12 protein-coding genes are annotated in these 14,263 nt (G+C 69.9%); 1 reads left to right on the top strand and 11 read right to left on the bottom strand.

The window, feature by feature from the left end; genetic code table 11:
* Nucleotides 1-9: 9 nt before the first annotated feature.
* The 3 genes from TU31_RS40190 to TU31_RS04275 form a co-directional block, all read right to left on the bottom strand.
* A complete protein-coding gene (locus TU31_RS40190; RefSeq protein WP_042149042.1) occupies nt 10-2,187 on the bottom strand; it encodes a VMAP-C domain-containing protein in 2,178 nt (725 codons plus the stop codon).
* Nucleotides 2,184-2,648: a CU044_2847 family protein gene (locus TU31_RS04280; protein ID WP_042149039.1), complete on the bottom strand. Its 465-nt coding sequence runs from the start codon at nt 2,646-2,648 to the stop codon at nt 2,184-2,186. The genes TU31_RS40190 and TU31_RS04280 overlap by 4 nt, the downstream gene beginning before the upstream one ends.
* A 111-nt stretch (nt 2,649-2,759) precedes the next feature.
* Nucleotides 2,760-3,608 (bottom strand): thioesterase family protein, encoded by an 849-nt coding sequence (locus TU31_RS04275; protein ID WP_042149036.1) that lies wholly within the window; start codon nt 3,606-3,608, stop codon nt 2,760-2,762.
* Between the two features lie 96 nt (nt 3,609-3,704).
* Between TU31_RS04275 and TU31_RS04270 the strand changes: the two genes are divergently transcribed.
* Nucleotides 3,705-4,340, top strand: coding sequence for a trimeric intracellular cation channel family protein (locus TU31_RS04270; protein WP_052718812.1), 636 nt, complete (start codon nt 3,705-3,707; stop codon nt 4,338-4,340).
* A gap of 19 nt (nt 4,341-4,359) precedes the next feature.
* Here the strand turns inward: TU31_RS04270 and TU31_RS04265 are convergent, their stop codons facing one another.
* The 8 genes from TU31_RS04265 to TU31_RS04230 all read right to left on the bottom strand — a co-directional run bounded on the left by TU31_RS04265 (nt 4,360) and on the right by TU31_RS04230 (nt 14,198).
* A complete protein-coding gene (locus tag TU31_RS04265) occupies nt 4,360-5,766 on the bottom strand; it encodes a M1 family metallopeptidase (protein ID WP_042149030.1) in 1,407 nt (468 codons plus the stop codon).
* A gap of 98 nt (nt 5,767-5,864) precedes the next feature.
* Nucleotides 5,865-6,977 (bottom strand): ABC transporter ATP-binding protein, encoded by a 1,113-nt coding sequence (locus TU31_RS04260; RefSeq protein WP_107070608.1) that lies wholly within the window; start codon nt 6,975-6,977, stop codon nt 5,865-5,867.
* Nucleotides 6,974-8,086: an ABC transporter ATP-binding protein gene (locus TU31_RS04255; RefSeq protein ID WP_042149028.1), complete on the bottom strand. Its 1,113-nt coding sequence runs from the start codon at nt 8,084-8,086 to the stop codon at nt 6,974-6,976. Before TU31_RS04255 ends, TU31_RS04260 begins: the two co-directional genes overlap by 4 nt.
* Entirely contained in the window at nt 8,083-9,093 is a 1,011-nt protein-coding gene (locus TU31_RS04250; protein WP_042149025.1) for an ABC transporter permease, read from the bottom strand. The genes TU31_RS04255 and TU31_RS04250 overlap by 4 nt, the downstream gene beginning before the upstream one ends.
* Before the next feature lie 78 nt (nt 9,094-9,171).
* Complete coding sequence (locus TU31_RS04245) at nt 9,172-10,923, bottom strand: ABC transporter substrate-binding protein (RefSeq protein ID WP_042149023.1); 1,752 nt, start codon at nt 10,921-10,923, stop codon at nt 9,172-9,174.
* Nucleotides 10,924-11,049: 126 nt separating this feature from the next.
* Nucleotides 11,050-12,048, bottom strand: coding sequence for an ABC transporter permease (locus TU31_RS04240; protein ID WP_042149020.1), 999 nt, complete (start codon nt 12,046-12,048; stop codon nt 11,050-11,052).
* Between the two features lie 384 nt (nt 12,049-12,432).
* Nucleotides 12,433-13,224 (bottom strand): enhanced serine sensitivity protein SseB C-terminal domain-containing protein, encoded by a 792-nt coding sequence (locus tag TU31_RS04235; RefSeq protein WP_042149017.1) that lies wholly within the window; start codon nt 13,222-13,224, stop codon nt 12,433-12,435.
* 167 nt (nt 13,225-13,391) lie between these two features.
* Nucleotides 13,392-14,198, bottom strand: a complete 807-nt coding sequence (locus TU31_RS04230) for an enhanced serine sensitivity protein SseB (RefSeq protein WP_042149014.1) — start codon at nt 14,196-14,198, stop codon at nt 13,392-13,394.
* Nucleotides 14,199-14,263: the final 65 nt, after the last annotated feature.

Raw genomic sequence — 14,263 nt, 5'->3', positions numbered from 1 at the left:
CTCCGGCACTCAGGGCTGCGTCAGCACCCAGGCGTCCGGGGCGAGTTGTGGGGGCCGATGGTCGGGCGCGTCGTAGAGCAGGGACAGCCGGCGGCCGTGGTGGGTGTCGCGTTCCGGCTCGGCCATCGCCCTGGCCCGTTCCAGGCGCACCGCTTCGGGGACTTCGGCGTGGTCGGTGCCGTCGACCAGGGCCAGCAGGTCCTGGGCGATGTGCTCGCCGTGTTCGGCGCGGTGCCACAGCACGGTGTGCACGCCCGCCTGGACGCACTGCCGCAACAGCGTGCCGTGGTGGTGCGGTTCGCAGCACACGATGACCGTACCGGCGTCGCGGTGTACTTCCAGTTGTGCGCGGGCGACCTTGCGGTCGGTGTGCCGGTGGTCGAGGACCAGGCGTTTGGCGTGCGGCAGGGCGGCGGTGCGCTGTTTCCAGCCGGCGTAGCTCTCCCGGGAGCGCTCCGTGGTGCGCACCACCACCCGCCGGGTGATCCCGGGCGCGAACGGCCCGTCCTCGTCGCTGTCGGGCGATTCCCAGGAGTCGACGTCCAGACCGAGCCAGGCGGACGGCAGGAAGTACTCCACCAGGGCGGTCTCCGGGTCCTCCCGGACCTCGGTGCGCAGCACCCGGCGGATGTCGTCGACCACCTGCTCACTGCCCGCCTCGGCATCGCGGACCAGCGCGAGCCGGTGCGGCTGGCGGTCGGCGAAGGTCCAGATCTGGTACGTGAAGCGGCGTCCGGTCGCGGTGGGCAGCAGCTCCACCTGGACGCGGGGGGCCAGGGCCGCCGGGGTGCCGGTGGCCGGCCGGACGGGGACCGGGGCGCGGACCGGGGCCGCGGCGGCCGTGACATCGGCGCGGAACTGGCAGACCGCCGCTTCGTCGACCCCGGACCGGGCGGCGACGCGCTCGACCCACGCGTCGAGGTCCTCGGCCGGGTACGCCCCGGCCGCGCGTTCGTCGACGCTGATCCGCACCACGCCCTGAAGCAGCGGCGGCACCGGAGCCCCGGTGGTGGAGCTGAAGCCCTCCAGGGCGTCCATCGCATCGGCGAGGCCGGTGACGGCGGGCAGCTCGGGGGCGTGTGGCAGGACGCGTTCCAGGAGGTTGCGGGGGTCCGTACGGGTGCAGTGCGCCAACAGGCCGGAGAGGTCGCGGCGTTGGCGGGTGGTCAGGTATTCGGCGGGGCGGACCGTACGGGCGGCGCGGCGCAGGCGCTCCCAGTCCTCGCGGGCACCGTAGAGGCCGGGCCGGGCGTGCGGGTCATACGGGTCGGCGACCGGCGGCTCGTGGTCCCGTACCAGGTCGAGGAGTTCGGGGATGCCGCGGCGGACGCTGACCGCCAGGCCGACCAGCCGTTCCAGGTCGGCGGCCGGGCCGGCGGAGGGCCGGCCGAGCCGGGCGGCGAGCCGCTCCTCACAGGCGAGCACCGCCTCTCGGCCCTTCAGTACCCGCTCCAGCGCGGTGAGCAGCTGCTGGACCCCGCGCCGGGCGGTGGGCACGGCCGAGGGCGGCAGAGTGGGGAGTTCGGCCTCGATGGCGGGGACGCTGATGGCGTACATCGTCGTCGGCCGGGCCCCGGGGGCGGCCCCTTCCGGGGCGCGGTGCACGGCCGCGACCAGGCCGACGACCGCCTGCCGCTCGCGGTCCCACAGCGGCCCGCCGCTGAAGCCCTCGGTGACCTGCGCGCCGCCGAGCACGTCCAGCGCGATCCAGGGCGGCGCGGAGACCCGGGGCACGGCGCGCACCGTGGGCAGCGGATTGCCGCTGGCCCATAAGGCGATGGTCTCGTTGGCGTAATGGTGCTGGAGGAACGGGGCCGGTTCGGCGCCCTCGGGTGCGGCGCCGGTCAGCTCCAGGACGGCGAGATCGCCGTGGTACGGCACCCGGCCGGGCTCGACGGGCGCGCTCCCGGCCGCCGAGGCCCGCGGCGGCACCCACATCTCCCGTAAGACCCGGGCGGTGAGGTCGTGGCCCGCCGCGACATGGGGCAGCCGGAGGGTGACGGTGTCGCCGGGGCCGGGGGTCTCCTGGGCGAAACGGTCCCTGCCCAGCGCGCTGTTGACGACATGGGCGCAGGTCAGCACGAGCCGTTCGGCGACCAGCACCCCCGCGCCGATGGCGTGGTCGCCGTGGCGTACGGAGGCGAAGGACTGCTGGAGCGGGGTGTCGGGGCCTGCGCCTGCGATCACGGGGCCGTCCCGCCGGGTTCCCCCGCGCTCTGGCCGAGATTCCAGGTGGCCGAGACCTTGAAGCTCGCGTCTCCCTTGCCGGCGAACACCCCGAGGCTCAGATCGGAGCCGAGGGTGACACCGAACTCCACGGTGACCTCGTCGGGCCGGTGGCTGCCGGCGGCGATCGAGCGGTGGATCTGGCCGAGGACGCCGCCGAGCGGCCGCAGGGCCTCTTCGAGGGCCTCTCCGCCGCGGGTCAGTGCCCGGCTCATCCGGCTCTCCACGCTGACCGGCTGGGCGGAGCCGAACTCCTCGGGCAGCTCCAACTCGCCGTCTGCGCCGGACTGCTGCCGTCCGCCGCCGGACGGCGGTTGTGTGCCGGAGTGTTCGTGCGTGCCCGGACGGCCGGTGGCGGCCGGCTCCTCGGCCCGCAGCCACACGACGGTCGCCTCATCGATTCTGAGAGCCACATCCCCCATGCCGGTCAGTCTGACATGAGCCGCGGGGCCACCGCCCGCACTTTCCCACCCTTTTTCCGCTTCGACACCCGCAGTCACCTGCGAAAAGGGCACGGAAGCGACATCGGTGCGCTAGCCCTGGAGCACCGCGCGCGCCAACTGCCGGGACTGGGCGACGAGTCGGTCCTCGGAATCCCAGACCTCGGCGTCCTCCTCCAGGAAGCCGCCGGCGAGGTTGCGGGTGGTGATGGCGACCCGCAGCGGGCCGGGGGCCGGGCGGCGGCGGATGTGGGCGGTCAGTTCGACGGTGGGAACCCAGCCGGACAGGCCCATCTCGAAGGCGGTGGGCGGCAGCGCGTCGACGGTCAGCAGGAGGGAGAGAGGGTCGGGTTCGCGGCCGTCGGCGAGGCCGAACCAGGCGCGCATCTCGCCCTTGCCGGAGGGGGCGCCGACGGCCCAGCCCGCGGTCGCCGGGTCCAGCCGGAGGGCGAGCCGCTCGGCGATGGCGGTGCTGCCGGGGATCGCGGGGCGGCCGCCGGGGGCGCTGTCCGTGCCCAGGCAGTGCTCGTACGGCGGGATGGCCGGGGGTTTGGCGGTGGTGCGGACGTCGTCGGGCAGCGCGCCGAGGTCGCCGTACGCGGCGAGCACCCGCAGCCGCTCGACCTCGCTGCCGTCCTCCGCGAACTGGACGAGGGTGGCGGTGCCGGTCGACATCGTGCGGCCGGTGCGGACCACTTCGGTGCGGATCACCGCGGGGCCCGGGACCGAGGCCGTGAGGTAGTGCGCGGTGACCGACATCGGGTCGGGGTGCGGGAGGGCGTCGCCCAGGGCGCGGCCCATGAGGGCGAGGAGGTAGCCGCCGTTGACCGCCTGGATGATCGTCCAGCCGGCGGAGAGGTGGGCGTCATAGACGCCGGGTGCGCGGCGGGTGACCGCCGTATCGCGGTCGAACTCGCTGGTGCGGTGGGTCGCCAGAGCCATGGGCTGCACGCTACACGGGATGGTTACCGACCGGTAGTGTCAGTTTTTACCGCCTCGGGCGGAACCACTCCTTCCGCGCCTGCGATGATGTGCGCCATGCTTCACGTCCTCTACCTGGCGGGTGTCGCGGCCTTCGCGGCGAGTGGGGTGCTGGCCGCCTATCGCGCCAACATGGACCCCTTCGGCGGGCTGGTGCTCGCCTTCGCCGCGTCCATCTCCGGCGGCACGCTGCGCGATCTCATCCTGGACCGGCGGCCGCTGTACTGGACGCACGACTGGGTACTGCTGACCGTGATCATCTGTGTCGGCGTGGGCACCATGATCTATCTGCGCTTCTGGCAGCTGCCGCACAAGTCGCTGCTGGTGGTCGACGCGATCGGACTGTCCGTGGTCACGGTGATCGGGGCGCGCGCCGCGATCGGCGCGGGCGCCACCCCGCTCGCCGTGATCATCCTGGCGGTGCTGACCGGGGTCACCGGTGAGGTCGTCCGCGATGTGCTGTGCGGGGAGTTCCCGCCGCTGCTGCTGCGGGAGGACGTCTACGCGATCGCCGCACTGGCCGGCGCCTGCTGCTACCTGCTGCTGGACCACCTCGGCACCGGAGCCACCCCCGCCGCCGCGATCTCGGCGGGGGTGGTCTTCGGACTGCGGATGGGGGCGGTCTACCTCGGGCTGCATCTGCCGCGGCCGCAGCAGCTGCGCCCCCGGGGCGGCGGGCCGGACGCCGGCTGACCGCAGGCCCCGGGCGGGCCTACTCGGGCAGCGCCGGCTTGCTGTCCGTGTTCAGCCAGGCGTCGAAGAGGTCGTCCAGCTGCTGCCCGGAGATCTTCTCGGCGAGCGCGATGAACTGGGAGGTCTCCGCGTTGCCGTAGCGGTGGCGGGCGGTCCAGGCCGGCAGCAGCTTGAAGAACGCCTTGTCACCGATCCGCTCCCGCAGCACCTGGAGCGTCATCGCGCCCCGGGCGTAGACCGCGCCCGCGAACATGGTGTCCCGCTGCGGATCGGCGACCTTCACCTTCCAGAAGTCGCTGTCGGCCGGGATGTCGGCGTACTGCGCGCGGAGCGTGTCATGGGCGCTGCGGGTGCCGCGGTGCTCGCTCCACAGCCACTGGGCGTACGTGGCGAAGCCCTCGTTGAGCCAGATGTTCTGCCACTTCTTCACCGAGACCGAGTCGCCGAACCACTGGTGCGCCAGCTCATGGACGATGGTCGACTCGCTGCGCACCGCCGAGTAGACCGGCTTGGACTGCACCTCCAGGGAGAAGCCGGCCTGCGGCATGTCGTCGACGATCGCCCCGGTCACCTCGAAGGGGTAACGGCCGAAGACCTGGGACCAGTAGTCGGTGGCCTCCGCGGTGATGCCGTAGACGTCGACCTTGCCGGTGGGCAGGGTGGGGTCGATGGCGACGTAGATGGGCGTGCCGCCGGGCGTGGTGCCCGTACGGACATCGAACTTCCCGATGGTGGCGGTGGCGAGGTAGGTGGCCATCGGCCGGGTCTCGCGCCAGTGGGCGTACGAGCGGCCGTGCGCCTCCCGGGTGGCGACCAGCCGCCCGTTGGAGACACCGGTCAGCCCCTTGGGGGCGTCGATGCGGATGTCGTAGGTCGCCTTGTCGCCCGGGTGGTCGCTGGAGGGGAACCAGGTCGAGGCGGCGTTCGGCTCGCAGGCGACGAAGACCCCGTCCTTGGTCTTCATCCAGCCGTAGTCGGAGCCGAAGACGATCGGGCCGCTCAGCGGCTTGGGGACGCCGTGGTAGGCGACGGTGACGGTGAACTTCGTGCCGTGGCGCAGCGGGAAATCGGGGCGGACGGTTATCTCGTCGCCGGATCTGCCGAAGTGGGCCCGACGGCCGTTCACCCGGACACTGTCGACCGTCAGCTTCTGGAGATCGAGGTCGAAGGCGGAGAGGTTCTTGGTGGCACGGGCGGTGAGCGTCGTCCGGCCGTCGAGCCGGCCGCTGCCGGGCTGGTAGCTGACCCCGAGGTCGTAGTGCAGGGCGTCGAAACCGCCGTTGCCCAGGGTGGGGAAGTACGGGTCACCGACGCCGGGGGCGCCGGGGGACGCGCCGGGAGCGGCGGCGATGGAGGCTGCCGAGGCCACGGCGGTGGCCAGGGCGAGCCAGCGGGAGGTGCGACGCGCAGAACGGGAGAGTGCCATGAGCCGTCCTTTCGGACACACGGGCGGATGGAGAACAACCGCGCTGACTCTGCACCCTCCCGTGCCGCTTTGCCCGGGACTTTGCCAATTCCTCGGTGTTACTTACCGGTTGGCTCCTGGCCGGCCCCGCCGGACGCACCGGCCGCCGGTGCCGGGTCGGGCGCGTTCTCGGGGTGGTGGCAGGCCACCTGGTGACCGGTCCGCAGCGCGACCAGCGGCGGCTCGGTGGTGGCACACACCTCGGTCGCCTTCCAGCAGCGGGTACGGAACCGGCAGCCGGACGGCGGGTTGATCGGCGACGGCACATCGCCCTTGAGCAGGATCCGGTCGCGCTGGGTGCGCCGCTTGGGATCGGGCACCGGGACGGCGGACAGCAGCGCCTTGGTGTACGGGTGCATCGGCGACTCGTACAGCGCCTTGCGGTCGGCCAGTTCCACGATCTTGCCGAGGTACATCACCGCGATCCGGTCCGACACATGCCGGATGACCGAGAGGTCGTGGGCGATGATCACGTACGTCAGGCCCAGCTCCTCCTGGAGGTCGTCCATGAGGTTGACGACCTGGGCCTGGATCGACACGTCCAGCGCGGAGACCGGCTCGTCGGCGACCACCAGCTTGGGCTTGAGCGCCAGCGCCCGGGCGATGCCGATGCGCTGCCGCTGGCCGCCGGAGAACTCGTGCGGATAGCGGTTGTAGTGCTCCGGGCTCAGGCCCACCAGCTCCAGCAGCCGCTGCACCTCCTTCTTCACCCCGCCCTCGGGCTCGACGCCCTGGAGACGGAAGGGGGTGGAGACGATCCCGCCGATGGTGTGCCGCGGGTTCAGCGAACCGTACGGATCCTGGAAGATCATCTGCACGTCCCGGCGCATCGGCCGCAGCCGGCCCGGGGACAGATGGGTGATGTCCTGGCCCTGGAACTCGATGGAGCCGCCGGTCGGTTCGTCGAGCCGGGTGATCAGCCGGCCCATCGTCGACTTGCCGCAGCCGGACTCGCCGACGACACCGAGGGTCTCCCCGGGCCGTACGTCGAAGTCGATGCCGTCGACCGCCTGCACCGCGCCGACCTGCCGCTTGAGCAGGCCCTTGGTGATCGGGAAATGCCGGACCAGACCGCGGACCTTCAGCAGCGGCGCGGTGTCGGCGGGGGCCTTTGTGGAGGTCCCCTTCTGGAGCGGGATCTTCTTGTTCTGGTCGTCAGTCGTCTCGGTCACAGCTTCGGCGCAATCTCTTCGGTCCAGATACGCTCCCGCTCCTCCTGCGACATATGGCAGGCGGAGGAGTGCCCGCCGCCGGCCTCGCGCAGCTCGGGGCGGACCGTACGGGTGAGGTTGTCCTTCGGCACATCCGCATACGGGCAGCGGGGGTTGAAGGCACAGCCGGACGGGACGTTGATCAGGCTGGGCGGCGAGCCCTTGACCGGGATCAGCCGGTCCGTCTGGTCACGGTCGATGCGCGGCATGGACCCGAGCAGTCCCCAGGTGTAGGGGTGCTGGGGCTCGTAGAAGACCTTCTCGGCCGGGCCGCGCTCGACGCACCGTCCGCCGTACATCACCAGCAGATCGTCGGCGAGCTCGGCGACCACGCCGAGGTCGTGGGTGATGATGATGACCGCCGAGCCGAACTCCTTCTGGAGATCGCGGATCAGGTCCAGGATCTGCGCCTGAACGGTGACGTCCAGTGCGGTGGTCGGCTCGTCCGCGATCAGCAGCTCGGGGTTGTTCACCAGCGCCATCGCGATCATGGCGCGCTGGCGCATACCGCCGGAGAACTGGTGCGGATGGTCGTCGACCCGCTTGTCGGGCTGCGGGATGCCGACCCGGTCGAGCATCTCGACGGCCCGCTTGCGCGCGGTCTTCTTGTCCACGTCGTGGTGGACGCGGTAGGCCTCCATGATCTGGTTGCCGACCGAGTAGAAGGGGTGCAGCGCGGACAGCGGATCCTGGAAGATCATCGCCATCTCGCGGCCGCGCAGCCGGCGCACCTCGTCCGGATCGGCGGAGACCAGCTCCTTGCCGTCCAGCCAGATCTCGCCGGACATGTCCACCTTGCTGCGCTGCTGGCGGGAGGCGCGGTGCAGGCCCATCACGGCGAGCGAGGTGACGGACTTGCCGGAGCCGGACTCGCCGACGATGCCGAGCGTCTTGCCCTTCTCCAGGCTGAAGTTCAGGCCGTCGACGGACTTCACCAGCCCGTCGTCGGTGCGGAAGTGCACCTTGAGGTCCCGCACCTGGAGGAACGGCGCCGGTGCCTTCTCGGTGGTGGTGGCCGCGGCGGACCCGGCCGCCGCGGTCTCGGTCTTGTCCTGGGAGGAGTCGGTCACGAGAGCCTCACCCGCGGGTCGACGGCGGCGTACAGAACGTCCACCACCAGATTGCACATGACGATGAAGAACGCGGCGAGCAAGGTGACGCCGAGAATGTTCGGCAGGTCGTTGGCGTTGATCGCCTCGACGGCGAAGGCGCCGACTCCCTTGAGCGAGAAGACCTGTTCGGTGATCAGCGCACCGCCGAGCAGCAGGCCCAGGTCCATGCCGAAGACCGTGATGATCGGCGTGAGCGCGGCCCGCAGACCGTGCCGGACGACCACCTTGCGCTCCCGCAGGCCCTTGGCGCGGGCCGTACGGATGTAGTCCTCGCTCAGCGTCTCCAGCATGCCGGCCCGGGTGAGCCGGGCGTAGAGGGCGGAGTAGAGGAAGGCCAGGGTGACCCAGGGCAGGACCAGCGTCCGGGCCCAGAGGAACGGGTCCTCCATCAGCGGTACGTAGTCGCTGCGTTCGAAGATCGGCCACTGGTAGGTGAACAGGGCCAGGGCCAGGGCTCCCGTGAAGAACATCGGGAGGGAGACACCGGCCAGTGCGACGCCCATCGCCATCCGGTCGAAGAGCGAGCCGGGGCGCAGCGCGGAGAGCACACCGGTGGCGACACCGGAGACGACCCACAGCACGGCCGCGCCGGCGGCCAGCGAGAGGGTCACCGGAAGCCGGGACTGGATCTCCGGCCAGACCTCGATATGCGTTTTGAAGGAGTAACCGAAGCACGGCACATGGCACTTGGCCGCTTCCGGACCGAATTTGTAGTCGACGCCGACGAAAATGCCCTTGAGGAAGTCCCAGTACTGCTCGTACACGGGCTTGTCCAGGCCGAGATTCTTCTTCACCGCGGCGATGTCCGCGGGCGTGGGGGCCTTTCCGATGTACTGCTGGGCAAGCTGGTCGGTGCTCTGCCCGGCCAGCTTCGGCAGCAGGAAGAAGATGCCGAAGGTGACCGCGCTGACGATCAGCAGCAGCACCACTGCGCTGATCAACCTGCGGATGATGTACGAGAACACGGGGATGCGGCGTCGGCGCCGCGGGCCGGCCGGAGCCGGCCCGCGGACACCAATGCCTTCACCTGCCTTCCAGGGCTGCTACTTCTTGACGCCGATGTTGAGGTAGTCGTACTGACCGCTGAAGGCCGAGGTGGACACCAGGTTGGTGGCCTTGGGCGAGCGGTACATCAGGACCTTGAAGTAGGTGAGCGGAACGATCGCCGCCTGCTCCATCGTCTTCTTGTCGATCTCGGCGTACGCCTTCTCGCGGGCCGCCTTGTCGGTGTTGGCGATGGCGCTGTCCAGCAGCTTGTTGATCTCCGGGTCGTCCAGCTCCGACAGGTTGGTGTTACCGGACTGGCTGATCGCCTTGCCGTTGAGGATCTGCTGGAGGTAGCCGTAGCCGGTCGGGAAGTCCGAGCCCCACTGCATCATGATCAGGCCGACGTTGTTCTTCTTGTTGAACTTCGGCACACCGGCGTAGTCCGAGAAGTACTTGCTGGTCGGGTAGGACTGGATCTTGGCGGTGACACCGATCTTCTTGAGCGAGTCGATGACGGTGGTGGCCGCGTCGACCTCGTCCTGGCGGTCGTTGCGGGCCAGGATCGTGGTCGTGGTCTTACCGGCGCCGCACTTCTCCCAGTGCTTCTTGGCCTCGGTCAGATCCAGCTTGTCGCCGGCGTACTTCTGCGGGTACAGGTCGTACTTCTGGTAGCCGTCGATGTCGGTCGGCAGGACCGTGGAGGCCAGCTCACCGCGTATCGGACCGCCGAGCGAGGTCTGTACGGCCTTCTTGTCGATGGCGTACTGGACGGCCTTGCGGCACTCGATGTTGTCGAACGGCTTCACCTTGGTGTTGAGCGCCGTGTAGACGAGCCGCTGACCGAGCGTGTTGTCGGTGTTGGCCTTCTCCTTGGGGTCGGTCAGGAGCTGGGCCTGCGTCTGCCCGTCGACACCGCGGCCGGCCAGGTCCACCAGGGTGTTACCGGACTTGAGGTCCTTGTCGATCGTCGACTGGGCGACCTTCAGATTCAGGACGATCTTGTCCGGCAGCTGCTTGCGCAGCGGGTCGGTCTTCGCGGACCAGTGCGGGTTGCGGACCAGGGTGAGCTTCTTGCCCTCTTCGTAGCTCTCGAACTTGTACGAGCCGGTGGACAGCACGGACTTGGTGTAGTCGGCGCCCTTGTCCTTGGCCCGCGGGACCGGAGCGGTCTGCGGGGCGCTCACCAGGTAGTCGAACTCGGCGAACGGCTTCTTCAGGTGGAAGACGACCGTCTGCTCGTCCGGTGTCTCGATGGACTTCAGACCGGCCTCGCTCTTGTCCTTGTAGGGACCCTTGTAGCCGCCGTCGTTGTCCTTGAGGAACTGCTGGAAGTAGTTCGGGCCCAGCGAGAGGGTGTCACGCGCGAAGTTGCTGCGCTCGACGGCGTACTTGACGTCCTGCGCGGTCACCGTGGAGCCGTCGTCGTACTTGACGCCCTTGCGGATCTTGTACGTCCAGGTCTTGCCGCCGTCGCTGGGCTTGCCCATCGACTCGGCGAGGTCCGGGACCAGCTCGTTGCCCTTGGGGCCGGGGCCCGGCTTGAAGGTGGTGAGCGGGCGCGCGTAGAGCCGGCTGAAGTTGTAGATGAAGGCGTAGTACGTGTTGCCCGGGTCGAACGACTCGGGGGCGTCGCTGATCGCGTAGGTGACCGTGCCGCCCTTCGCGTCCGAGGCGTTGACGATGCCCTTGGTGGCGGCGTTCGCCTCGCCCGAGTCCTCCGAGGAGCCCTTGCCCCCGCTGCAGCCGGCCAGCAAAAGGCCCGCACTGGTGATGGCCGCGACAGCCGCGACCGGAACTGACCTTCGCATTGGTCGGTGTCCCCTTCGTTCGTCGAGAAACGTCCGTACGTCGGTACGCCGGTACCTCGGTACGTCAGAACTGCAGAACTGCGAAAAACGCTGGTGAGACTTCTGAGCGGGTGCCAGGCGCGGCCATCAGCGGCTGCGCGGATCCAGCGCGTCCCTCAGACCGTCACCGAGCAGGTTGAACGCCAGCACGGTGACGAAGATCGCGAGGCCGGGGACGATCATGTACTGAGGGTCGACCTCGTAGTACTTGACCGCCTGGTTGAGCATGCCGCCCCAGGACGCCTGGGGCGGTTGGATACCGACGCCCAGGAAGCTCAGCGCCGCCTCGAAGAGGATGTTGGAGGGGATCAGCAGCGTCGAGTAGACGATGATCGGACCCACCAGGTTGGGCAGCAGCTCCCGGAAGAGGATGAACGGACCGCGTGCCCCCATGCCGCGGGCGGCGTCCACGAACTCCCGCTCGCGCAGCGACAGCGTCTGCGCGCGCACGATCCGCCCCATGTACGGCCAGTTGAAGAAGCCGATCACGAAGATCAGCACCGAGATGTGCAGCGGCAGGCCCTCCAGACCGAAGGCGCCGCCCTGGAGCGAGGCGGAGATCGCGATGGCGAACAGCAGCAGCGGGAAGGCCAGGAAGACGTCCATCATCCGGCTGATGAAGGCATCCACCCGCCCGCGGTAGAAGCCCGCGACCACACCGAGAACGGTGCCGATGGCGACCGACAGCAGGGTCGCGCCGAACGCCACGATCAGCGACACCCAGGAGCCCTCCAGGATCCGGGCGAGCAGATCGCGGCCGAACTTCGGGTCCACACCCAGGGGGTGGTCCCCGCTCATCCCGCCGAAGTCGCCCTTGGGGAGCGTGGTGTTGGGGTCGATCAGCGACTGGTTGGGGTTGTTGGGGTCCAGCCCCAGCAGCGACTGGATCGGGCGGGAGAGCGCGGCGATGGCGATGAGCAGGATGACAACGATGGCACCGGCCACCGCGACCTTGTCCCGCCGAAAGCGCAGCCAGGCGATCTGACCGAGCGAGCGCCCCTCGATCCGCTTTCCTTCCACGCCTTTCAGCACCGCTTCCGGCTGCGCCTCAGCAGCTGCTCCGGTGGTCTCGATCGGTGCGGTCACGGTGCCCTTGACCCCTCTCGGCCGACAATGGCCGGCCCCTGCCCCGCCGCGGTAGCGGCCTTCTTCACATCACTGGTGCAAGTCATGCAGGCATCGCGGAAGTTCGCGTTTTATGGAAATTCAAAAGGTGCGCGACGCCGTTCTCGGATGACGCTCGTACAAAGGACCGATGGCCCTCTGCTGCCGGAGTCTTCATCCGATTCGCGATCAGTCACCAGCCCTGAAGAGGAAAGGATGCGTAACTGTGATGTGGTCCGCGGCATTCCGTTATACGGACAAAAGTTCGGGCTGAGCGGTGTGTATACCCGTGAGAAGGGGGCTCAACTGCGGGGCGCTTGGGGTGAATTCAGCCCAAGCCCGGCGCCGGGGCGGGCGCGCCGGACGTCAGTACGGACGCGGGTAGCCGTAGCCGTAGGAGGGCGCGGGGGCCTGCGGCTGGACGTAGCCGTCACGGTCGAAGAAGGGGCGTGTGGAGGCCCGCATCCACATGCCGACCGGGTCGTACTCGTCGTTCATCGCGACCGTGGAGACGGGCAGACCGTCCGGAACCGCGCCGATCGACTGCTGGATCATCAACCGCACCGAATCCACCGCTGGTTGGCCGGTGTCGTACAGATCCAGACCGATCGCCAGATACGGGGCACCCAGCGCGGGCTGCACCCACGCCCGGCGCAGCGACCGGACGGCGGGCGTCCGGTGCGCGTTCTGGGCCAGGAGCGCGTAGAACTGCGGGATGTCGATGACCGGCTCCGAGATCCGCAGCGGACCGGCGGGCAGCCGGTCGAGGCCGCCGGAGATACGGCGCAGATCCAGCCAGGGGATGCCGACGCCGCCACCGGGAGCATGCGGATTCAGCCACAGGCCCCAGCGGTCGGGGAAGAGCGCGGCGGCGATTTCGGTACCGGTGACCACCTCGTGGTCACGGTTCCAGCCGGAGGCGGCGAGTTCGGGTGCCGAGGTCACACACGGCGCATAGCCGAGGCCCTCGACCTCCATGTTTCCGTACTGCGCATCGGGCGTACCGGCCCGGCCCTGCCAGAGCAGCATCCAGACCTGGCCCGCGGCGAGCGCGTGCAGCAGTGCCTCATAGGCGTCGTAACGGCCGGGCGAGACCTGCTGGAGCAGCTGCTCCAGCTGTCCGGCCGCCGCCGGCCCCTGATGCGCACCCGCGCTCACGTGGTCCGTCCCTTCTCTCAGCAGGGCACGTGAGGGTGCGCCCGCCTGTCATCCAACCAGCTTAGGGCTTGCCGATGGGCCAGGGCCGGAAGGCCGCGGTGTCCGGTGCACTGCACTCGCCGCGCTCGCTCCGTCGCGGGCCCGGCCCCGGCCCATCGGGCAAGCCCTTACGAGTGGTCACGACTGTAGAAGGGCCGCACGCGCTCCAGTATCCAGTCGGCGACCGGGTCACCCTGGGCGAGGTCGAGCATGACGAGTTGTACGGGCCAGGGCAGCGGTACCGCGCCGAGCGCACGTCCGAGGGCTGACAGTACCGCCTCGCGGGCCGTGCCGTCGTGCAGCGCGGTGGCATCCGCCGCGACCTGAACACCGACGAACAGCGCGGGCGTGTCGCCCTCGACGCTTGCCAGGGCACGCCGGGCAGTCAGGACAATTCCGGCGCCCGAGAACTCCAGCCCGGCCGAGGCCAGGAAGTCCACCGGCTCGTCCTGCCAGTCCGGCTCGAAGAGCCGTACCCGGCCGCCGCTCGGCAGCCCCTCGAACTCCGGCTGCCCCAGCCCCCGGTCCCGGCACAGTTCGGCCACCGCGGGCGGCGGCAGCGGGACGCCGACCGTGCCGTCGGGGTTGACCGCGATGCCGATCTGCGGCGGCAGGCCGCGGGCGAACTCCCGGGCCGGGGCGACGGTGAAGGACATATGCGAGCCGATCACCCGCAGGAATTCCTGCTCGGAGCTGTAGACCGGGACGTAGTGCGCACCGTCGAGCTCGACGGTGGGCAGATCGAGGCCGCGGGCGCCGGGACCCGCGCTCTCCGGGCCGCCGCCTTCGGGCAGCGGCACCCACAGCCGGCTACGGCCCAGGACCTCGACGATCCGGCCACCGGCGCCCGGGTGTCCGACGGACGCGGACAGCACCTCTTCGAGCTCGTTCGCCGGCCATGCCAGCTGCGGTATCCCCTGCTCCGGAAATGTCATTCGTCCCACCCGTTCCAAACCGCGCCATCTGGCCAAAGACCCTAGACGAGAAGGCGCGCGGTGTG

Origin of the sequence: Streptomyces lydicamycinicus, from assembly GCF_000829715.2 — a bacterium.
Taxonomy (GTDB): Bacteria; Actinomycetota; Actinomycetes; order Streptomycetales; family Streptomycetaceae; genus Streptomyces; species Streptomyces lydicamycinicus.
This window is presented reverse-complemented; position numbering and strand designations above follow the sequence as displayed.